The organism is Pseudoalteromonas sp. 120-MNA-CIBAN-0494 (assembly GCF_040308885.1).
GTDB lineage: Bacteria > Pseudomonadota > Gammaproteobacteria > Enterobacterales > Alteromonadaceae > Pseudoalteromonas > Pseudoalteromonas nigrifaciens.
In genome coordinates, this window is sequence record NZ_JBEOOE010000003.1 from 1 (window position 1) to 22,061 (window position 22,061).

At 39.6% G+C, this 22,061-nt stretch carries 20 protein-coding genes and 2 tRNA genes; 9 read left to right on the top strand and 13 right to left on the bottom strand.

Features of this window, described 5'->3' with window-relative positions; genetic code table 11:
* Positions 1–2: 2 nt before the first annotated feature.
* The 4 genes from AAEY55_RS03250 to AAEY55_RS03265 form a co-directional block, all read right to left on the bottom strand.
* Positions 3–76: transfer RNA gene (locus tag AAEY55_RS03250), tRNA-Val, on the bottom strand.
* 145 nt (positions 77–221) lie between these two features.
* A tRNA-Val gene (locus AAEY55_RS03255) sits at positions 222–298 on the bottom strand.
* Positions 299–412: 114 nt separating this feature from the next.
* On the bottom strand, positions 413–1,465 hold the full coding sequence (locus AAEY55_RS03260) for a DUF3080 domain-containing protein (RefSeq protein WP_350550046.1): 1,053 nt from the start codon (positions 1,463–1,465) through the stop codon (positions 413–415).
* The gene (locus AAEY55_RS03265) at positions 1,443–2,798 is read right to left on the bottom strand and encodes an MATE family efflux transporter (protein WP_011328411.1); all 1,356 of its coding nucleotides are present in this window, start codon (positions 2,796–2,798) and stop codon (positions 1,443–1,445) included. The genes AAEY55_RS03260 and AAEY55_RS03265 overlap by 23 nt, the downstream gene beginning before the upstream one ends.
* 171 nt (positions 2,799–2,969) lie before the next feature.
* On the opposite strand from AAEY55_RS03265, the gene AAEY55_RS03270 reads away from it, so the two are divergent.
* Complete coding sequence (locus AAEY55_RS03270; RefSeq protein ID WP_350550049.1) at positions 2,970–3,593, top strand: riboflavin synthase subunit alpha; 624 nt, start codon at positions 2,970–2,972, stop codon at positions 3,591–3,593.
* Here the strand turns inward: AAEY55_RS03270 and AAEY55_RS03275 are convergent.
* A complete protein-coding gene (locus AAEY55_RS03275; RefSeq protein ID WP_011328409.1) occupies positions 3,590–3,793 on the bottom strand; it encodes a CPXCG motif-containing cysteine-rich protein in 204 nt (67 codons plus the stop codon). The genes AAEY55_RS03270 and AAEY55_RS03275 overlap by 4 nt on opposite strands.
* A 145-nt stretch (positions 3,794–3,938) precedes the next feature.
* A complete protein-coding gene (locus tag AAEY55_RS03280) occupies positions 3,939–4,799 on the bottom strand; it encodes a fructosamine kinase family protein (RefSeq protein WP_011328408.1) in 861 nt (286 codons plus the stop codon).
* Between the two features lie 109 nt (positions 4,800–4,908).
* Here AAEY55_RS03280 and AAEY55_RS03285 point away from each other — a divergent pair, with 109 nt between their 5' ends.
* The 4 genes from AAEY55_RS03285 (at position 4,909) to AAEY55_RS03300 (ending at position 9,239) form a co-directional block, all read left to right on the top strand.
* On the top strand, positions 4,909–5,601 hold the full coding sequence (locus tag AAEY55_RS03285; protein ID WP_350550052.1) for a DUF445 domain-containing protein: 693 nt from the start codon (positions 4,909–4,911) through the stop codon (positions 5,599–5,601).
* A 115-nt stretch (positions 5,602–5,716) separates the two neighbouring features.
* Entirely contained in the window at positions 5,717–6,502 is a 786-nt protein-coding gene (locus AAEY55_RS03290) for a hypothetical protein (protein ID WP_309216199.1), read from the top strand.
* Between the two features lie 100 nt (positions 6,503–6,602).
* Positions 6,603–7,985, top strand: coding sequence for an amidohydrolase (locus AAEY55_RS03295; protein WP_011328405.1), 1,383 nt, complete (start codon positions 6,603–6,605; stop codon positions 7,983–7,985).
* Between the two features lie 12 nt (positions 7,986–7,997).
* Positions 7,998–9,239 carry an amidohydrolase family protein gene (locus AAEY55_RS03300; RefSeq protein WP_350550055.1) on the top strand — a complete coding sequence of 414 codons (1,242 nt, stop codon included), beginning with the start codon at positions 7,998–8,000 and terminating at the stop codon, positions 9,237–9,239.
* Positions 9,240–9,394: 155 nt separating this feature from the next.
* Here the strand turns inward: AAEY55_RS03300 and AAEY55_RS03305 are convergent, their stop codons facing one another.
* Together AAEY55_RS03305 and cspD are read right to left on the bottom strand one after the other, a co-directional pair.
* Positions 9,395–11,617 (bottom strand): NADP-dependent isocitrate dehydrogenase, encoded by a 2,223-nt coding sequence (locus tag AAEY55_RS03305; protein ID WP_058373546.1) that lies wholly within the window; start codon positions 11,615–11,617, stop codon positions 9,395–9,397.
* Positions 11,618–12,414: 797 nt separating this feature from the next.
* Positions 12,415–12,633: a cold shock domain-containing protein CspD gene (gene cspD / locus AAEY55_RS03310; protein WP_011328402.1), complete on the bottom strand. Its 219-nt coding sequence runs from the start codon at positions 12,631–12,633 to the stop codon at positions 12,415–12,417.
* A gap of 209 nt (positions 12,634–12,842) precedes the next feature.
* On the opposite strand from cspD, the gene clpS reads away from it, so the two are divergent.
* Together clpS and clpA are read left to right on the top strand one after the other, a co-directional pair.
* On the top strand, positions 12,843–13,151 hold the full coding sequence (clpS, locus tag AAEY55_RS03315) for an ATP-dependent Clp protease adapter ClpS (protein ID WP_011328401.1): 309 nt from the start codon (positions 12,843–12,845) through the stop codon (positions 13,149–13,151).
* Positions 13,152–13,219: 68 nt separating this feature from the next.
* On the top strand, positions 13,220–15,481 hold the full coding sequence (clpA, locus tag AAEY55_RS03320; protein ID WP_011328400.1) for an ATP-dependent Clp protease ATP-binding subunit ClpA: 2,262 nt from the start codon (positions 13,220–13,222) through the stop codon (positions 15,479–15,481).
* 211 nt (positions 15,482–15,692) lie between these two features.
* Here clpA and infA read toward each other — a convergent pair whose 3' ends face one another.
* The 4 genes from infA to trxB all read right to left on the bottom strand — a co-directional run bounded on the left by infA (position 15,693) and on the right by trxB (position 18,463).
* Entirely contained in the window at positions 15,693–15,911 is a 219-nt protein-coding gene (gene infA / locus AAEY55_RS03325) for a translation initiation factor IF-1 (protein ID WP_002962494.1), read from the bottom strand.
* Between the two features lie 90 nt (positions 15,912–16,001).
* On the bottom strand, positions 16,002–16,706 hold the full coding sequence (locus AAEY55_RS03330; RefSeq protein WP_041454455.1) for an arginyltransferase: 705 nt from the start codon (positions 16,704–16,706) through the stop codon (positions 16,002–16,004).
* Positions 16,699–17,415, bottom strand: coding sequence for a leucyl/phenylalanyl-tRNA--protein transferase (gene aat / locus AAEY55_RS03335; RefSeq protein WP_011328398.1), 717 nt, complete (start codon positions 17,413–17,415; stop codon positions 16,699–16,701). Before aat ends, AAEY55_RS03330 begins: the two co-directional genes overlap by 8 nt.
* Before the next feature lie 97 nt (positions 17,416–17,512).
* On the bottom strand, positions 17,513–18,463 hold the full coding sequence (gene trxB, locus AAEY55_RS03340; RefSeq protein ID WP_350550058.1) for a thioredoxin-disulfide reductase: 951 nt from the start codon (positions 18,461–18,463) through the stop codon (positions 17,513–17,515).
* Between the two features lie 288 nt (positions 18,464–18,751).
* Between trxB and pssA the strand changes: the two genes are divergently transcribed.
* Positions 18,752–20,077 carry a CDP-diacylglycerol--serine O-phosphatidyltransferase gene (gene pssA, locus AAEY55_RS03345; protein WP_011328396.1) on the top strand — a complete coding sequence of 442 codons (1,326 nt, stop codon included), beginning with the start codon at positions 18,752–18,754 and terminating at the stop codon, positions 20,075–20,077.
* A 128-nt stretch (positions 20,078–20,205) separates the two neighbouring features.
* Here pssA and ald read toward each other — a convergent pair whose 3' ends face one another.
* On the bottom strand, positions 20,206–21,327 hold the full coding sequence (gene ald / locus AAEY55_RS03350; RefSeq protein WP_011328395.1) for an alanine dehydrogenase: 1,122 nt from the start codon (positions 21,325–21,327) through the stop codon (positions 20,206–20,208).
* Positions 21,328–21,465: 138 nt separating this feature from the next.
* Here ald and lrp point away from each other — a divergent pair, with 138 nt between their 5' ends.
* Positions 21,466–21,945 carry a leucine-responsive transcriptional regulator Lrp gene (gene lrp / locus AAEY55_RS03355; RefSeq protein ID WP_011328394.1) on the top strand — a complete coding sequence of 160 codons (480 nt, stop codon included), beginning with the start codon at positions 21,466–21,468 and terminating at the stop codon, positions 21,943–21,945.
* Positions 21,946–22,061 lie beyond the last annotated feature (116 nt).

Genomic DNA, 22,061 nt, shown 5'->3' on the forward strand with positions numbered 1-22,061 from the left:
GGTACGACTGAGTGGATTCGAACCACCGACCCCTACCATGTCAAGGTAGTGCTCTAACCAACTGAGCTACAGTCGTACAATTTTTGAATTCTTAAATAAATTTATTCTGTGATATTAGAATAAATTTGGTACGACTGAGTGGATTCGAACCACTGACTCTTGGACCGGATGATCAAGAGTAGGTAGTGCTCTTTCCTTCAATTATACTTTTTCTTAAATGTTGGTACGACTGAGTGGATTCGAACCACCGACCCCTACCATGTCAAGGTAGTGCTCTAACCAACTGAGCTACAGTCGTATTACTTTAATTTAAGCTAAGTGCTAACTAGGTAGCACGGGCGCTAATATATAGCGTGATGGGAGTTGGATCAAGCAGCTTTATAGTTTTTGCGTTTATTTGCCGTTTTTTTATTCATATTGGGCTGATTTCACACGTTTTATAAAATTTTTGCCACCAAAGTACATGGTTTTTAGCTGAGTATTTTAGTTGGTTCAATAAGTTACTGTTTGCATTGGGCTGGAGTAAATTATTAATTGGTTTGCTGGTGATTGCTGTTTTATACCAAAGTTGTTGATATAGCGGTTGCAGGGTTTCTAAGTAGCCGGCGAGCTGTGCTTGGTAAGGTTGGACTTGTCCTAAGTAATATTTTTTAAAGATATTATTTACAATTTGCGCTTGGTTATTATTTTTACCTGCTTGGCATAGCTGGCTAATATTTATGGTGTTTATAAATTGGGTAGCACTGTTATTTAGGGCTATTTGCATTCTTGCTGATTGAATTAGCTGCTGGTTAAACTGGTATTTATTAAGCTGCTCTAGTGCGGCAAATAAATGCTCGGAGTTTATTTGTGCAAACTGCTGCTTGGTTATTTGTTGTTTAATATTTACCAGCTTTGTTACGGCATTTACTGTGTCGCTAAAGCCTGCTGGGGTTATTGAAAGCTCTCGCGAGCTCAGTTGCCAAATGCGATTAAGCTCGGACTCTTTATAGAGCATGTTATTAAAGTAGTGCATTAAGTTATTTTGTTTGTGTTCGGTTGCCGCCAAAATCTTTTTATAAATAGAAGAGTCTTTTTCAAGCGAAGTTAAGCACTGCTGCGCACTTTGTATAAATTTTATTTGATAGATTAATATGCCTGCCGCTGTGGCGGTTTTACCGAGCTGGTTATTATGCTCGCTAATAAGGACGTTAAGTTTGCAGTGGCTTAAACTGGCAAGTTGAATAATGCCCAAGGTGATGTTGCTATCACTTAATACAGTTAATGGTATTAAGCTTAGTGGCACTAGCGGTTTTAGTGTTACTGGCTGTAAATCAAGCGAGTTTGCTAGCCGCTGGATATAAGTATGGTTTGCATTGCTAGGCTTATCGCTACAAGCGGTTAATGCAATAAAGCACACTACCAATAAACACGTTATTGGCAGTGGCTTTACTAATAGCCGTTTAAGCTTGCAAAGACGGTTCATATTTAAAACGTCTATGTACTGTGTACATTAACAATACAGCAGCGAGTGTTAAGCCAACAATAATGCCCAACCAAAAACCATGTGGGCCCATTGCTGGGACGATTAAGTCGGTTCTGGCTAATACATAGCCTAGTGCAAAGCCAACTAACCAATACGATACAAATGTAATGTATGAAATAGGTGCGGTGTATTTTAATCCACGTAATATGCCATTTGCAGCAACTTGTAGTGCATCAGGTAGTTGATATATACAGGCTAAAATCATGATTGATGAAGCCAGTGCCAGTACTTCGGGGCTGTCGCTGTATAGTTGGCTTATTAAATCGCGGCCTAAAAAGGTAGTTACGGCAACAAACAGGGCAATGAGCGCTGCCAGTATATAGCTAGTTGAAACAGCAACTTTTAGCTGTTTTAAATGGTTTTGACCATATAAGTTGCCTATACGTATACTTATAGCAATAGAAAGGCTGAGCGGCATCATAAACAATAAAGTGGTAACACTGGCGGCAATTTGATGGCCAGATACGGCTACGGCGCCTAAATGGGCTATAAATAATGGAATGCAGGCAAATAAGGTTACTTCAAAAAAAGTAGCTAATGAAATAGGAATACCCAATTTAGTGATAATGCCAATAGTGGTTAAATTAGGTTTTTCAAATGGAGTCATTAAGCCTTTAGCATCTATTTTTTTACTCATTTGGCAATAAATAACCTGGGCTATTGCCATTACCGTTAATACTAATGCAGTAGCAATACCACAGCCTGCGCCGCCATAAGCGGGTAGGCCAAATAAGCCATTAATAAAAATATAGTTAACCGGAATATTAACCGCTAAACCTAACAGGCTGATATAAAAAGCGGGTTTGGTCATTCCCATACCTTCGGTCATATTTCTGTAAACGGTAAAAATTAAAAAGCCAAACACTCCCCATTTAACAAAGCGAATATAATCACTGGCAAGTGTTGCTATAGCAGGGCTGGTGTCGAGTTTTAAAATAATAATATCGGCAAATTGAGCAATACCAAACCCAGCAATACATAGCAGCGCAGTTAAATATAAAGCTTGTTGAAAATAATGGCTGATGCCTTTTTTATCGTTGGCCCCCGCAAACTGTGCAATAACACCGGTTAAAGCGAGTAAAATACCTTGCAGTGCAAGTAATAATGGGTTCCAAATACCAGTGGCAATAGATAAAGCAGCTAAATCAGTTGGGCTTACTTGGCCTGCCATAATCGTATCGACGACAGACATTAAAACAAGGGTAACCTGAGCTAAAAAAACGGGGATGGCAAGGGAAAGTAAGCGTTTAGCTTCCCAATTACTAAATGTCATAACAAACAGCTAAGAAATAATACAGGGCATAATTGTAATCTATTGCGGGGTGCCAATCCATTAAGATAATTATTAAGAGTGCATGATTTTATAACTTGATACGTTAAACTAGAGGCTATTAAGCAGCAAAGGCTTAACAGCCCCAATTTTGTAATAAACTTAAGAGATTATATGTTTACAGGAATTATACAAACCCAAGCGAGAGTCGTGTCGGCTAACCAAGTAAATGGCGTAATGCAATTAACCATAGCGGTTGAAAAGCAATATATACAGCAACTAAATTTAGGGGCGAGTATTGCTATTAATGGCTGCTGTTTAACAGTTGTTAAAGTATTAGCAAGTGATGATTTAATGGCGCAGGTATATTTTGATGTGATTGATGAAACACTCAAGTTAACTAACTTAGGTAAGCTTGAACTGGGCAGTTTAGTTAATTATGAGCGTTCAGTAACCTTTGGTACTGAACTTGGCGGGCATATTGTATCTGGCCATATTCACTGTACGGCTAAAGTGGTGCAAATAGTTAAACAGCAAAGTAATTATAAAATGCAATTGTGCATACCGCCGCAGTGGCAAAAGTATGTATTGTATAAAGGTTTTGTGGCTATAAATGGCGCAAGTTTAACTGTAGGTAATGTTGATGAGCAGGGCTTTTGGCTGCACCTTATTCCCGAAACCCTCGCTATTACCAACTTAGATGCAGCTAAGCTAGGTGATGAGTTTAATATTGAGGTAGATCAGCAAACCTATACCATAATAAATACGGTCGAGCACTACTTGCGTCAGCAGAGTTAAAATATTTGTTCGTCGCCGCTATCTACATGTAACTCTAGTTTATTACGAGCATGGTCAATGTGCATGTTTAAATGAATAGGGTTACAACAGGCGCTGCACTCTTCTATGTAGTCTTGATCTCCCATGCTGGCATCTAAATCTAAATGAATATGATGCCCGCAGTGCGGACATGAAATACGTTGCGATACAAAGTTTTTCATAATCACTCCATGTATATTATTAAGTAGGCTTTCAATAATATAATTACACTAATCAATCACTTACTTAATGCTATTGGTATAAGCTCAATATAGTCGGGTTTGAATGTTTACTGCGTTTAATTTAGTTTAATTTAGTTTATTTGGATTACTTTATTAACCTTTCTATGTGTTGTTTTGCTTGGGTAAGGTAATGCCCCGCAAAAATATTAGCGTGGTTTAAAATAGGGTAAAGCTGGTATATTAATTTACGTTGCTCAAAACTTGCTAGCAACGGATACTGTTGGTTATAAGCGCTGTAAAAATCATCTGGCAGTGGTGCAAATAGCTCGCTCATGGCTATATCAACCTCTCGGTCACCGTAATAACAGGCAGGGTTAAATATACTCGGTACTGTATTTATAAACCCTACATTACCACGCCAAAAATCGCCATGTAATAATGATGGCTCTACGGGGTGGCTGTGTAATTGCTCTTTTACTAAATTAATTAATCGCTCTGGCTCTATAAATATAATGCCTTTTTCTGCCAATAATTGTAATTGCCAGCCTATGCGCTCTTCGGCGTAAAATATATTCCACTTTTTATGCCAGCTATTAGGCTGTACTGTAGTGGCTAAATAATTATCTACATCAAAACCAAACATGGCTTGCTGATGCTTTTGATGCAACATTGCTAAGCCTTTTCCCATTGCGTTCCATGTGGGGTGTGGTTGTTTGTCAAATTCTAACCACTCTAAAACAATAAACGAGAACTCTATATTTGCACCTGTTGTAATGCAATCAGGCACTATAAACACCCCGTTTTCTGTGAGCAGCTTTAAACCAAGCGATTCGCTTTCTAGGCGCTCAAGCTCATTTTTTAACGCTACTTTTACTAAATAGTTGTGCGTACCATTGGTTATATGAAAAAGTTTGTCTGTGTTGGTGCTCTGAAGTTGCTGTTTATGAGTATGTTTAAAGTCATAATGTATGGCTTGGCTTATTTGCTCGTTTACTGTTTTCCACATAACAATTGCTCGCTTTTTAAACCGATACTTAAACTATGGCAAAAAGGTATTAATTTAACAAACTAATCGTTGTAAAATTAATGCCATAAATCACTGAAATGGAATAAAAATGAATAAAAGTTTAATAACCAATTTGCTAGCGGGTATATTTGTTGTTCTCGGCTTTATATTTGATCAGGCAATTGTGCTGTCGGTTGGTTTATTTGCACTCTCTGGAGCAGTGACTAATTTATTAGCTATTCATATGCTGTTCGAAAAAGTACCTTTTTTATATGGTTCGGGAGTAATCGCGTTAAAGTTTCAAAGCTTTAAAGTAGCAATAAGAAACTTAATTTTAACTGAGTTTTTTTCAGAGCAAAAAATTAATAGCTTACTCAGCAAAGCGCAACCTAATATCGACTTTGAACCAATAATTAGCAATGTTGATTTAAACCCTGCATTCGACAATTTGTTAGAGGTAATAGAGCAGTCTCAGTTTGGTAGTATGCTAGGAATGTTTGGCGGTACAGCGGCAATAGAGCCGATGCGTGAAAAGTTTATTGAAAAAATGCAATTGTCGCTTAGTGAGATTTCTCAAACTGACGACTTTAAAGCATTAGTAAGCCAAACACTTTCACAAGGTAATAGCGCAGAAAGCCTACATAAAACGGTGCTTAAACTAGTTGATGAGCGCTTAGATGAGCTTACTCCTAAAATGGTTAAAGAGATTATTCAGACCATGATCCGCGAGCACCTAGGCTGGCTTGTAGTATGGGGCGGTGTGTTTGGTGGTTTATTTGGTTTAATAGCGGCCGTGATTTAAATATAGTCTGAGCTATAAGATAATTTTATTAAAAGTATTTTATAGCTACTGACATATTTTTTCAGACTGTTATTATCGCCCCCTAATTTTTAGTGTTTAATTAAAAGGAGCCACTGTGAGTAAAACGCTAGCCAGTTATTATCAGCAGGCGTATGCATGCGACCAACAGCACTTTAACCAATGTTTTTATTGTGGCTGTGAAGCGACAGAGCGCGACCATTGTCCGCCATTACACATGCTACAAAGCATTATTGACCTAGGTGAAGAAGCCGACTTTGTATCAATACCGGCATGTTATGAGTGCTATGCGCTACTACATAACGAAAGGTTAATGACGATAGATGAGCGCTTTACTAAAATGAAAAAAAAGCTTTCTAATAAATACGCTAAACCACTGCGTGTTTATAACATGTGGGAAGAGAGTGAACTAGGTGATATGAGCGACGAGTTTGCGCATAGCATTCAAGCGGGTATGAAACTAGGTAAAGAAGCCGCAGAGCGCTTAGCATTTACTGGCTTTAGTTACGCCACTGAAGAGGCTAAGGTCACAGTGCGGGAAAAAACCAAAGAATTTGACGTAGAAGGCGTGTTATTTACTGATTTTAAAGAGGCACTAAGCTACTGCATTACCGACTTAAATGTTGATAAAAGTGATTTTTATAAAATATTGGTTGAAGACTATCAAGGCGATTTTAACAAAGCACTTAGCCAGTATCGTCATCGGCATGACAAAGTAACTGCCGCTAAAGATGGCAACACGTTAATTAAAGATTTTTCAAAGCTGCACAAACAAAACTCTGATTTTGTAACTCGCACTGTTAAGCACTTTATGGAAAAAGATCCAGTGTTAACAACCGAAGGCGCACTAGAGAAACTTTATAACAATTATATAAAAAAGTAATTACAGCAACTCATCTCAATTTATTGGTTTTTGGCCTGTTTTTTTAGCTTTATTAGTTAGCTTTAGCTAAAGTAGCAAAAAAACAGGAGAACCGAATAACATGCAAAAATTTGCTCCCTCATTGTTAGCTATTGGCTTAGCAACTGCACTTGTTGGTTGCCAAGAAAACGGCCCACAAGACGATAAAATAACAATAAACAAAAACCCTTACCCAAGTACTTATAAAGTGGTTGCTACATCAAGCACGCTGATCACTAATGCCACTGTATTAACAGGTACGGGCGAGCGCTTAGATGATACCGATGTATTACTTGTTGATGGTAAAGTACAACAAGTAGGCAAAGATTTAACTGCATCAGCAGATACCACAATTGATGCTCAAGGCAAGTGGGTCACACCGGGTATAATTGACGTTCACTCACATTTAGGTGCATATCCAAGCCCCTCGGTTGAGTCGCATCAAGACGGTAACGAAATGACCAGCCCAAATACAGCGGAAGTATGGGTAGAGCACTCTATTTGGCCACAAGATCCAGGCTTTAACCGTGCTCGCGAAGGCGGTATTACCTCACTACAAATATTACCTGGCTCTGCTAACTTGTTTGGTGGGCGCGGCGTAACACTTAAAAACGTACCAGCGCATACAATGCAAGCAATGAAATTTCCAGATGCGCCGTACGGCTTAAAAATGGCGTGTGGCGAAAACCCAAAACGCGTTTATGGTCGTAAAGGCACGTTACCGTCAACCCGTATGGGGAACATGGCCGGTTACAGAATGGCATGGGCCGAAACTGTAGAATACAAACGCGCGTGGGATAAATACGATAGCGATTATGCAGCGGGTAAAAACCCAGCAGCACCTACCCGCGATATTAAATACGATACATTGCGAGGAGTGTTAGAGGGCGAAGTGCGCATTCATAACCATTGCTATAAAGCAGAAGAAATGGCGATGATGATTGACCTTTCAAAAGAATTTAATTATCACGCGGGTACTTTTCATCATGGTATAGAAGCCTATAAAATTGCCGACATGCTAGCTGCAAATGGTTCATGTGCTGCGCTTTGGCCAGACTGGTGGGGCTTTAAAATGGAAGCCTACGACATGGTGCAAGAAAATGTGGCCATTGTTGATGCGGTTAAAAACTCGTGTGCGGTAGTTCATTCTGATTCAGATACGACTATTCAGCGCTTAAACCAAGAGGCCGCTAAGGTAATGTTCCGCGCTAATCAAAATGGTTTTGATATTTCGGAGCAGCACGCAATTAAGTGGATCACTGCTAATGCGGCAAAATCACTAGGAATTGATGATAAAACAGGCTCACTCGAAGCGGGTAAACAGGGCGATGTGGTTATTTGGAACCAAAGCCCGTTTAGTGTTTACGCTAAAGCTGAGCAAGTGTTTGTTGATGGTGCAAAAGTTTACGATAGAAACGATAGCACGTATCAGGCAACAAGTGATTTTATGTTAGGTCAACAATAAGGAGCACCCAGAATGAAAAATTTATCACGTTCGTTTTCGCTTTCTCTGGTTGCTGCAGGGTTATTAGCAGCAGGCGCGGTTAATGCGCAGTCACTGGCAATTATTAACGCCACATTACACACCTCAACAGAGCAAGGTGTATTAGAGGGCGCGAGCATTGTAATGACTGATGGCAAAATTTCTGCCATTAATCCAAGCGCTGTAAAAGCCGACAAAATTATTGATGCTAAGGGCCAAATAGTAACGCCTGGCTTTATTGCCAGTATTAACCAATTAGGTTTAGTTGAAGTAGGTGCGGTTGCAGGCTCACGCGATGGCGGCGATGAAAAAGCCGGTATTGATTTTGATGCAAGTTTAGCTTTTAACGGCCACTCGGGGTTAATTCCTTACGCACGTAAAGGCGGAATTACACGCGATGTGATCACCCCACAGGGCGGCGAGAGTATTTTTGCAGGCCTTGCTAGTGTAGTTGATTTAAGTGGTAGTTTTGAAAGCGTACTGCAAAAACAAGTGGCACTAGTGGTTAATTTAGGTGAGCGCCGTAAAGGTTCGCGTGCGTTTACTTTGCAAACGCTTATAAATAAGCTTGAAGAACATCAAACTAAAGCCGGTAAAAAAGCTAAAAAAGATGACAAAAAGCCAACCGCCGAAGATAAAATAATGGTTAAAGTACTTAGCGGTGAAATGCCATTAATCGTTAATGTATCTCGCGCTGCCGATATAGTTGAGCTTATTAAAGTAAAGCAGCAGTTTGGCATTAACTTAGTACTTAATGGTGCGCAAGATGCTGTTGTAGTTAAAGAGCGTTTAGCTAAAGCAGACATTCCAGTGATCATTAGTGCTATGGATAGTTTGCCAGGTAGTTTTGACTCATTAAATGCGAGTTTAAATAATGCAGGATTACTTGAAAAGGCCGGCGTAAAAGTACTGCTAACAGTGGGCGGCGATGCCAGTCATAATGTTTACCAGCTACGTTTTGATGCGGGTAATGCTGTATCGTATGGTATGAGCCAACAAGGTGCGTTAAAAGCAGTTACAGCAAACGTGGCTGATGTATTTGGCATTAATGCAGGCAGCCTAGCAGTAGGTAAAGCGGCCGATGTGGTTATGTGGAGCAATGATCCGTTTGAGCTTAGCAGCCACGTGAGCAAAATGTTTATTAATGGGGTTGAGGTATCTACACAATCTCGCCAAGATAAACTGCGTGACCGTTATACAACTGAGTCAAGTATGCCACGCGCATATACTAAGTAATCAGAAACTAAGCTAAACATCCTATATATTGGAGGTTAAAGCTACTACTAAAAAGGCCGCTATTTTATAAATAGCGGCCTTTTTATTTGTAAAATTTTAGACATAAAAAAGCCGCTTACTTTTGCAAGTAAGCGGCTTTTAAATTCATTTCAATATTATACTAATTTAGCAAGAATATCGTTAAAGGTAGTGCTTGGACGCATCGCTTTAAAAGCAGCATCGTCGTTAGGCTGGAAGTAACCGCCTAAATCTACCGCTGGGCCTTGAGCGTTGTTTAGCTCACTAACAATTTGTTCTTTGTTAGTTTCAAGGTCGCTAGCAATTTGCGTAAACTGCGCTTTAAGTTCGCTGTCGTCATTTTGCTTAGCAAGTTCTTGTGCCCAAAATAAAGATAAGAAGAAATGAGAACCACGGTTATCAATTTCTTTTACTTTACGTGAAGGCGACTTGTTTTCTGCAAGGAAAGTACCAGTTGCTTTATCTAGGGTGTCAGCAAGTACTTGTGCCTTGTTGTTACCCGTCGTTACGCTTAGGTGCTCAAGCGATGCAGCAAGTGCTAAAAATTCACCTAAAGAATCCCAACGTAAGTGGTTTTCTTTTTCGAATTGTTGCACATGCTTAGGTGCAGAACCACCTGCGCCAGTTTCAAATAAGCCACCACCGTTCATAAGTGGAACAATTGACAGCATTTTAGCACTTGTACCCAACTCTAAAATTGGGAATAAATCTGTAAGGTAATCACGTAAAACGTTACCTGTTACAGAAATAGTGTCTTTACCTTCTTTAATACGCGCTAAAGAGAATAAAGTTGCTTCAAGCGGTGCTAAAATTTGAATATCTAGACCAGCTGTATCGTGATCTGGTAGGTATTTATTTACTTTTTTGATTAGCTGCGCATCATGTGCACGGTTTTCGTCTAACCAAAAAATAGCAGGAACGCCCGTTGCGCGTGCACGGTTTACTGCAAGCTTAACCCAATCTTGGATTGGTGCATCTTTAACCTGACACATGCGCCAAATATCGCCTTGCTCAACACTGTGCTCAAGTAAAGTAGTACCGTTTGCATCAACAACACGGATTGAACCGTCTGCTTTAGCTTCAAACGTTTTGTCGTGTGAACCGTATTCTTCTGCTTTTTGCGCCATAAGGCCAACGTTTGGAACGCTACCCATAGTTGTTGGATCAAACGCACCATTTTCTTTACAAAAATCAATAGTTGCTTGGTAAATACCTGAGTAACAACGATCTGGAATTACAAAGCTAGTGTCTTGTAATTTACCATCGTTATTCCACATTTGACCGCTTGAACGAATTGCAGCAGGCATAGATGCATCGATGATCACGTCACTTGGTACGTGTAAGTTTGTAATACCACGGTCAGAATCAACCATAGCAATAGCGGGGCGGTTAGCGTAAACAGCTTGAATGTCTGCTTCAATTTCTTCGCGCTTAGCGTCATCTAATGTTTGAATTTTAGAGTACACATCGCCTAAACCATTATTTACATCAACACCTAGCTCTTCAAAAAGTTTACCATGCTTGGTAAATACATCTTTGTAAAATACTTTTACAGCGTGACCAAAAATAATTGGGTCAGATACTTTCATCATTGTCGCTTTCATATGCAGCGAGAATAATACGCCTTTTTCTTTAGCAGCATCAATTTCGGCAGCTAAGAAAGCTTGCAGTTTAGCAGCGCTAATGCTTGATGCATCAATAACTTCGCCAGCTAAAAGCGGTGTGCTTTGTTTAAGCACAGTAACGTCGCCGTTAGTTGCAACATGTTCAATACGCACATCAGTGGCTGTATCAACAGTTACTGATTGCTCAGAACCAAAAAAGTCGCCTTCGCTCATGCTAGCAACGTAAGATTCAGAATCTTTGCTCCACGCACCCATTGAATGCGGGTTGTTACGTGCATATTCTTTTACAGAACCAGGTGCACGACGATCTGAGTTACCTTCACGTAGTACTGGGTTTACTGCACTGCCTTTAATTTTGTCGTACGCAGCTTGAATTGCTTTTTCTTCATCGTTTTTAGGCTCAACAGGGTATTCTGGAAGTGCATAACCTTTAGCTTGAAGCTCTTTAATTACCGCGCGAAGCTGTGGTACAGAGGCGCTGATGTTTGGTAATTTAATAATGTTAGCTTCTGGTGTTTTAGCCAGTTCGCCAAGTTCAGCCAGTGCATCGTTAATACGTTGTTCTGGTGTTAAATAATCAGGGAAGCTTGCAATTACACGACCTGCTAATGAAATATCGCGAGTTTCAACTTCAACACCTGCCGCATTTGTATATGCTTGGATGATAGGTAGCAACGAATAAGTTGCGAGTGCCGGAGCTTCGTCCGTTTTTGTATAGATAATTTTTGATGTCATCATCATTCCTAGATAGTTGGCCATAACGACCATATTCAACAATGCAAAGAAATCATTGCCACCAGTATTGGTAATACATTAAAGCGTTAATAATGGAGCAACGAGCAGTCAGTTAGGTGTTTATTGCCCTATATTTATATAAAGCAAAATAGTCACACCTGACCAGCTAGTACCGTATTTATAACTAAACATTTAATAAAAATAAATTAGCCTTTAGGCTAGCGTTAATACGTTATTTTTAGGGTAAAGAGTGTAACAAGCTTGGTTTAAAAGGGCTAGTTTTTGCAAGCACCATCCAAGTAGTTATACCAATTGAATTAAAAACATTGATCGTTCTAACGGACTAAAGTTTCATAATGGCATTAAAATTTTCATATAGAATAACTATACATTTAAATTTATGCTTAATTATTAAGCTTTTTTACTTGTCGCTATAGTAAATGCCAATTTTATTAAAAATATGAGCATGCTTGCGTATTAAATGACTTATTGGTTACTTTTAAAATAACTAAGGTAAAACAATGGGATACATTATTTAACCCTATTGTTAAGCCATTTGTTTTGCGCCGAAATTACTCATTAATTTAATGTTATTGGTATATTCGCGTATTTAATACAAATTGATATTTAACATTCAATACAGAAAATATTGGGGTAGATAAAATAAATTCAAGGAAAAGGGTTGAATTTGCAGATAATGAGGCTATTAATACAGAAGAAGAGATGATAAAAAAGATGTTGAAGGAATTAAGCGAGGATCTAAGCAGGTCACTCGCTTTAGTAGAACAAAATAACAGTCACTCAATAATATCACCGTTAGGCGCTATATTTTTAGCATGTAAGCCTTTAGGGCCTTGTTCTAATTCGAATGTTACATCTTGACCAGCTTTAAGTGTTTTATAGCCGTCCATTACAATTGTTGAGTAATGAGCGAAAATATCATTCTCGCAGCCGTCTTCTACGATGAAACCGAAACCTTTGGCATTATTGAACCATTTGACTTTACCACAAGCCATACTTCTACATCCTTCTATAAGTTCACTAATTTAGTTAATCTAAACTGTATAATTTGCTAGACTGACTAAGGTTTAATCAATCTATGTTTGACTGTAGTTTATTTAGCCAGTCAGTCAAGTGTTTTGATCTATTTATTAACATTTTATTTATTTTTTTATTCAAGTTTGCTTGAGTTACAAAGACAAGACTATATTTAATTATGAGTGGTATGAAAGATTCAGGTGTTATAGACATCGTTCGCGACAAGGAAAAGCAAAAGCTGCAACCACCGCGAAAATATAAAGTTGTTTTAAATAACGACGATTACACGCCAATGGATTTTGTGATTGAGGTCCTGATGACGTTTTTTAATATGGATAGCGATAGAGCAACCGACGTGATGCTGCAAATTCATCAACAAGGGAAGGGGATCTGTGGCGTATTTAGCTCAGATGTAGCCCATACAAAAGCTGAACAAGTTAACCGGTATTCAAGGGATAACGAGCATCCACTGCTATGTAGTTGTGAGCAGGAATAAATACCAAGCGAATGATCTTTCGTTCGATTGTAATGGTATAAAATTATTATCTCTGTAAGGGGTTGCCAATGCTAAATAAAGATTTAGAACTTACTTTGAACAGCGCGTTTCGCGAAGCGCGTACACGTCGTCATGAGTTTATGACGGTAGAACACCTTTTACTTGCGCTTTTGGACAATCCATCTGCTGGGGAAGCGCTAAGTGCCTGTGCAGTAAATGTTGCAGAGTTAAAAACTGAACTCCTTGAGTTTATTAACGAAACCACGCCGGTTATTCCAGATTTAGAAGAAGAGCGTGAAACTCAGCCAACACTTGGTTTTCAACGTGTATTGCAACGTGCTGTTTTTCATGTGCAATCATCGGGTAAAAACGAAGTGACAGGCGTAAACGTGCTGGTGGCTATTTTTTCTGAACAAGAAAGCCAAGCAGTCTATTTACTTAAAAAACACGACATATCACGTCTCGATATTGTTAATTTTATTTCGCATGGCATTGCCAAAGGCGATGATGAATTAGGCGATGACACCGACGATATTCACGAAGACGTACAAGAAGTGCAAAGCGAAGAAGCAAGCAAGCTCGACAGCTTTACCACTAATTTAAACGTACAAGCGCTCGAAGGCCACATTGACCCATTAATAGGGCGCGATAGTGAAGTAGAGCGTACTGTACAGGTGTTGTGTCGTCGTAAAAAGAACAACCCACTATTAGTAGGCGAAGCAGGTGTTGGTAAAACAGCAATTGCAGAAGGCTTAGCGTATCGTATTGTAAATAAGCAAGTACCCGAAGTAATTGCCGATGCAGTTGTTTACTCGCTTGATATGGGCGCATTATTGGCAGGTACTAAGTACCGTGGCGATTTTGAAAAACGCTTTAAAAGCTTACTAAAAGAGTTGCAAGCACAACCGGGTTCTATTTTATTTATTGATGAAATTCATACTATTATTGGTGCCGGCGCGGCATCGGGTGGAGTTATGGATGCATCAAACTTACTTAAGCCGCTACTCTCTAGCGGGCAATTACGCTGTATGGGTTCGACAACTTATAACGAGTACAAAAATATTTTTGAGAAAGACCGTGCTTTGGTACGTCGCTTTCAAAAAATTGATGTGCTTGAGCCGAGTGTTGCCGATACCACTAAAATATTAAATGGTTTAAAAGAGCGTTACGAAGCGCACCATGGCATTCGTTATACGCAAAAAGCATTAAAAGCAGCGGCAGAGCTAAGTGCAAAATATATTAATGAACGCCATTTGCCCGACAAAGCAATTGACGTAATTGACGAGGCCGGTGCAAGCCAACGTTTACTGCCTAGCTCTAAACGTAAAAAAACCATTGGCGTTGCCGATATAGAAAACATTGTGGCTAAAATGGCGCGTATTCCACCGCAAAGTGTGTCATCTAGCGACAAAGAAACGCTAAAAAACTTAGACCGCAATTTAAAAATGTTGGTGTTTGGGCAAGATCAATCTATTGATGCGCTTACATCAGCTATTCGCTTATCGCGCTCTGGTTTAGCCAACGAAGAAAAACCGGTAGGGTCGTTCTTATTTGCAGGCCCAACAGGGGTAGGCAAAACCGAGGTAACTAAACAGCTAGCTAAATGTATGGGTGTTGAGTTTATTCGCTTTGATATGTCGGAGTACGTAGAGCGCCATGCAATAAGTCGACTAATTGGTGCGCCACCAGGTTATGTTGGTTTTGAGCAAGGTGGGTTACTCACTGAAGCGGTAATTAAAAACCCGCATGCGGTAGTACTGTTAGATGAGATTGAAAAAGCGCACTCAGATATTTACAACATATTGCTGCAAGTAATGGATCACGGTACATTAACTGATAATAACGGCCGCAAAGCCGATTTTAGAAATGTAGTCGTGGTAATGACCACCAATGCGGGCGTGCAAGAAACAACGCGTGCGTCAATTGGTTTTAGCGAGCAAGACCATACACACGATGCAATGGGTGAAATTAATAAAGTATTTTCACCAGAATTTAGAAACCGTTTAGATAACATTATTTGGTTTAATCACCTTGATAAAGACGTTATTTTACTTGTGGTTGATAAGTTTATTGTAGAGCTTCAAGCGCAACTGGATAAAAAGTCAGTTAATCTTGAGCTAAGTGCTAAAGCACGAGAATGGTTGGCTGACAAAGGTTACGACAAAGCGATGGGGGCACGTCCTATGGCACGTATTATCCAAGAGCAGCTTAAAAAACCATTAGCCAACGAAATACTCTTTGGTGAACTTGTTGAAGGCGGTACGGTTAAAGTATCGGTTAAAGATAAAAAAATTCGCTTTGATTATCAAAGTGATTTAACACCCGCTTAGTTTAATATGCGCTAAATGAGTTAAATAAAAAGGCCTGCTTTTAAAAAGCAGGCCTTTTTATTTAATGTTTTATAGACAACAAAAAACCCAGCAAGGCTGGGTTTTTTGTTTATTAAATGTAATTGCTAGTTAATATCCATCAATTACATTTAATAAACGCTTAAAGCTAGTGAAACACTAGCCAAAAACTAAATCTCGTTTACGCACTTACTTAGCGAGCACGGAATACGATACGACCTTTCGATAAATCGTAAGGAGTCATTTCTACCGTTACTTTATCGCCGGTTAAAATACGGATATAGTTTTTGCGCATTTTGCCTGAAATATGAGCCACAACTACGTGACCATTTTCTAGCTCAACTCGGAACATTGTATTTGGTAAAGTATCAAGGACTGTCCCTTGCATTTCGATTACGTCTTCTTTCGCCATGTTTAGCGTAACACCTCTTTAATAGTTAAACGCTGCAGATTCTGCCCAAAATACGCCAATAAGTAAAGGCGCAGCGGCTATTTTTGCAAATTAAATAGTCAACCACTGGTCTTTGACTTGTTTTTGCGCCGGTAAAAATTGCGTTTTGTAGTTCATTTTAGGACATTCGTCTATTTGGTAGCCCAAGTACACGTAGTGCTTATTTTGTGCTTTAGCAAATATTAGCTGCTGTAAAATCATCACAGTACCCAAACTATACTGCTCATAGTCGGGGTCAAAAAAAGTATAAATAGCTGAAATAGCCTTGTCCATACAATCAGTTACGGCAACTGCAACTAAATTATCTTGATCCCAAAGTTCTATAAAAGTGATGTTTAACCAACTGCATAATAAAAAACTCTGAAACTGTGTTTTATCAGGAGGATACATACTACCGTCTTGATGGCGCAAACTAATATATTTACTGTACAGCGCGTAGTATTGCGGGCGCTCTTGGTTAGAATATTTAACTTCAAAGCGTGTTTTTGCTTTGTTTAGTTTACGTTTGTGCGATTTTGTCTCAATAAACTCTTGTGCTAATACACGTACAGAGCTACATGCGCTGCAAGTTGGACAGTGCGGGCGGTAAATTTGGTTACCGCTGCGACGAAAACCTAACGCCAGCAAAGACTCAAATTTATCGCTGCTGTAGCAACTTGGATCAAGAATGACCAACAACTGCTCTTGGCGGTTGGGTAAATAACTACAAGCAAACTCTTGGCTTAAACCAGCGCGTGCAGGAATATGTTCATTCATAAATAGCGTTAAGCTCCTGTGGTATCCACATAGCAGGGTCTACTTTATAATTTTGCGCTGCGTGTAGTTTAGCTAAAAATGCAGGGCGTGGGATCACTGTCGCCCCTAATGACATTAAATAGGGGTTTTCGAGCTGACAATCAATAAAATGCGCGTTATGGCGCTTAAGCCAATTAACCAACGCCCACATAGCCAGCTTAGAGCAGTTTGTTTGATGATGAAACATCGACTCGCCACAAAAAACACCATTTTGCATAATGCCATATAAGCCACCTGCAAGCTCTCCCTCGCGCCACACTTCTACACTATGAGCAATGCCTGCGTTATGGGCGTTAATGTACGCAGTGAGCATGTCAGAGGTTATCCACGTACCATCGGTATCAATGCGTTGCTCGCAGCATGCTTCAATCACTTCAATAAAGGCATTATTTATAGTAACGGTGACCGGGTGCTTTTTTAAATGCTTGCGCAGGCTTTTACTAATATGAAAATTATCGAGCTCTACAATGCCGCGCTCACTGGGCGACCACCACATTATTGGCTCGTCTTCGCTAAACCACGGAAATATACCATTATTATAAGCGTTACTTAGCCGCGCTAAACTTAAATCGCCACCAATAGCGAGTAAACCGTCGGGGGAGTCGAGAGCGCACTCTATAGGTGGAAATGCTATATCGGTATTACTTAGCTGGTACAGCTGCTTTTTCATACAATACTTCAATAAAAACGAATAACAAAAGTGTAACTATAATTTAGACATAAAAAAAGGCTGATTTATCAGCCTTTTTCACTAAACACTTAACAGCTTATAGATTATCTAAAAAGCGCTCAGCATCTAATGCTGCCATACAACCTGTTCCGGCTGAAGTAATTGCTTGGCGGTAAATATGATCCGACACATCACCAGCGGCAAATACGCCTGGTACGTTAGTTTGTGTAGCGTTGCCATTAAGGCCCGACTCAACAATTATATAGCCGTCTTTCATCTCTAGTTGGCCAACAAACATATCGGTATTTGGCTTATGGCCAATAGCAATAAATACGCCCGCTAGGTCTAACTCTTCGGTTGCATCAGAGTTTGCATCTTTAATACGCACACCGGTAACGCCCATTTGGTCACCTAATACTTCGTCAAGCGTACGGTTGTAATGCATTACCACATTACCGTTTGCTGCTTTTTCAGCAAGGCGGTCGGCTAGTATTTTTTCACTACGGAAACTATCACGACGGTGAATTACATGCACTTCATCGGCAATGTTAGATAAGTAAAGCGCTTCTTCAACAGCTGTGTTACCGCCGCCAACAACCGCTACTTTTTGTCCTTTATAGAAAAAACCATCACAGGTCGCACACGCAGATACGCCACGGCCTTGAAAATTTGTTTCTGACTCTAAGCCTAGGTACTTAGCAGACGCGCCTGTTGCAATGATAAGTGCGTCACAGGTGTAAGTGCCTTGGTCGCCAGTTAAAGTGAAAGGGCGTTTAGACACGTCTACTTTATTTATGTGATCAAATATAATTTCAGTTTCAAAGCGCTCAGCATGCTCTTTCATACGATCCATTAACGCAGGACCAGTTAAGCCATGCGCATCGCCAGGCCAGTTTTCTACTTCGGTAGTGGTGGTTAATTGGCCACCTTGTTGCATACCAGTAATTAATACTGGGTTTAAATTTGCGCGGGCTGCGTAAACTGCGGCAGTGTAACCAGCGGGGCCTGAGCCTAAAATAAGTAACTTACAATGTTTTGCTTCAGTCATGGTTTTTTCCTAAACGTTTAATTCACTCTGTAATGCGCTCGATTCTAAGAAAAACAAGCAGGAAGTAAACAAAATCCGTGATTAATTTTTTTAACAAATTTTAAAGCTGTGCAATATTGTGTACTTAAAATGGAGTAATTTATGTCTAATAAGTAAAATTAGTTCAATAAACAGACTAATACGCAACAAAACTGCGTTAATTCATGACCGGTTTGATTTTTTTTGATATGTTTTACCTAATTTTGATTTGTCACTGAAAGATTATGTGACCTAAGTGAATAGGCAACTATGTTATTTTGGCAGGAAAAACCCGCATTTGGGTTGACTTCAAAAGACCTTAACGTCTTAACCAATGCGCAAGAGTACCGTACGCAATTGCTACGTTTAATTGCCAACGCAAAAAAACGAATTTATATAACCACGCTTTATTTACAAGATGATGAAGCCGGACGTGAAGTTTTAGAGGCACTGCACCAGGTGTCATTAGCTAACCCAGCGCTTGAAATAAAAGTGCTGGTAGATTTTCATCGCGCGCAACGTGGCCTTATTGGTGCCGAAAAATCTGAGGGGAATGCCAGTTTATATTGTGATTACCTCGAAAAGTTTCAATCGAACGTGCAGGTATACGGCGTACCAGTAAAAGCGAAAGAGTTATTTGGCGTATTGCATTTAAAAGGTTTTGTGATTGACGACACCTTGCTTTATAGCGGCGCGAGTATAAATAATGTGTATTTAGAGTATAACGACCGTTATCGCCTCGATCGTTACTTTTTAGTTACGCAAAACGCATTGTGCGATGCTGTAATAGACTTTATTGAAACAACATTACTTAGCTCAAATGCAGTGCCGCGTATTGATAGCCGCCCGCTGCCAAAGCTTAATGATTTTAGATTAGATCAAAAGCAATTAATGCGTGATTTAAAAACAGCAAGGTATAACAGCGCCGAGCTGCATAATACTCAGTCCTTAGGTATTCGTTTGTTTTTAGGATTAGGGCGACGCAATAACGAACTTAATCGTTTAATTAAAACCATGTTTGACGCCACCGAGCAAGAGCTAGTGTTGTATACGCCTTACTTTAATTTTCCGGCGCCGTTAATGCGCTCATTACGCCGCTTATTAAAACAAGGTAAGCAAGTCACTATTGTAGTGGGCGATAAAACGGCTAACGACTTTTATGTACCGCCTAGCGAGCCATTTAGTAAAATAGGCGCGTTGCCGTATTTATACGAAACTATTTTGCATAAATTTGTTAAAACACAAAAACGCCATATTGATAACGGTAATTTAAACGTTTATCTATGGAAGCACGACAGTAATTCGTTTCATTTAAAAGGCATTTGTTCAGACAGAAAAGTACATTTACTCAGTGGTCATAACCTTAACCCGCGGGCGTGGGGACTAGATGTTGAAAATGGTATTTTAATTGAAGATCCACAACAAACAATAATGCAAGATATTGACAACGAAAAGCAAGAAATTCTGCAGCACTGTCGCCGTTTAACTGGCCCAGATGATTTAGAAACCATGGACGATTATCCGCAAGCGGTTAAAAAGTTACTTGGCCAAGCAAAACGTGTAAAAGTAGATTTTATAATTAAACGTTTTATATAAGTAACCTTATAAAATTTAAAATCTATACAACAAAAAAGCAGCTAATAGCTGCTTTTTTGTTTGCACTAATGTTTACTCTAAAGTTTAAAGCACTCAAGTAAATTAATGCTTGAGTGCTTTACGCTAAATTAAACGTTTTCTAGCGCAGTACGAGGATCAACATATTCCATGTTAAACGCTTGTGCTACTTCTTTGTAAGTTACTTGGCCTTTTATTACGTTTAAGCCTTTTAAGAAGTGAGCGTCGTCAAGCAATGCCTTTTTATAACCTTTGTTTGCAAGGTTAATAATAAACGGCAAGGTTGCATTGTTAAGTGCAAACGTAGAAGTACGTGGCACAGCGCCCGGCATATTAGCAACACAATAGTGAACAACGTCATCAACAATGAACGTAGGATCTGCATGGGTAGTTGCTTTAGAGGTGGCAATACAGCCACCTTGGTCAATGGCAACGTCAACAATTGCAGAGCCTGGTTTCATGGCTTTAATGTGCGCAGCAGTTACTAGTTTAGGTGCAGCTGCACCTGGAATAAGTACACCACCAATTACTAAATCGGCCTCCAGTACGTGTTTTTCAAGTGCGTCGGCAGTTGAGTAAATAGCGCGTACTTTGTTGCCAAACTGTGCGTCTAGTGCGCGTAATACGTCAATGTTACGATCAAGTATTACTACGTTTGCACCTAAACCAACCGCCATAAGTGCAGCGCTACGGCCAACCATACCGCCGCCAATAATAACTACTTTAGCTGGCTCAACGCCCGGTACGCCACCAAGTAACATACCACTGCCTTTATTTATTTTTTCAAGCGCTTGTGCGCCCGCTTGAATAGACATACGACCTGCTACTTCACTCATAGGTGCTAAAAGAGGAAGGCCACCGCGAGAGTCTGTGACTGTTTCGTATGCAATACAAATTGCTTTGCTTTTAACTAGGTCTTCAGTTTGTGGTAAATCAGGGGCAAGGTGTAAGTAAGTGAAAAGAATTTGATCTTCGCGCAGCATGGCACGCTCAATCGCTTGTGGCTCTTTTACTTTAATTATCATCTCGGCTTTTGCGAATACATCAGCAGGTGTTGCTAAAATTTCAGCACCGGCTTGTACGTAATCGTCGTTAGTAAAGCCAATGCCCATACCCGCATCTGTTTCCACTAATACTTGGTGGCCGTGATTAACGAGCTCACGAACACTAGCAGGAACCATACCTACGCGGTATTCATGGTTTTTAATTTCTTTAGGTACACCTATAATCATAATTTTGCCTTGTTAGAACGGGATAAGTTTTTTCACTATTATATTCATGAGTTGCTAGTGTGTCTTACCTTTTTTTTAACATATTATAGTGATAATATCTGTTTTTGGCTTTTAAACAGAATAATAAACTAGGTGAGTATGCATACACTATTAGATAGAATAGATCGCAAAATATTAGTGGAATTACAACAGGATGGGCGGTTATCTAATGTGGAACTGGCCCGACGAGTTGGCTTAAGTGCGACACCTTGTTTAGAGCGTGTAAAAAAGTTGGAGCGAGAAGGTTATATACTTGGTTACAAGGCTGTGGTCGATCCGGCTAAGCTTGGCCAAGGTTTATCGGTATACGTTGAGGTAACTATTACTAAAACATCGGCAGATGTATTTGACGAATTTAGTGCTGCAGTTAAAAAGCATAACGAAATAATAGAGTGCCATTTAGTATCGGGTAATTTTGACTTTTTACTTAAAACGCGGGTAAACGACATGTCAGAATATCGAGGAGTACTGGGCGATATACTCTTAAAGTTACCCAATGTTAGCGAAAGTCGTACTTATGTAGTAATGGAAGAAGTAAAAGGCGAGGAAGGCGTAATTATTCGCCCCTATGTTGCTTAAGCTGATTTACAATATGTGTGTTATTTATAGGCTAATATAGTAATTTATAATTAGTTTCGCATAATATAAGTTTAAATTATAAAAACTTGTTCATAATCAGGCCATCAAGGTTAAGA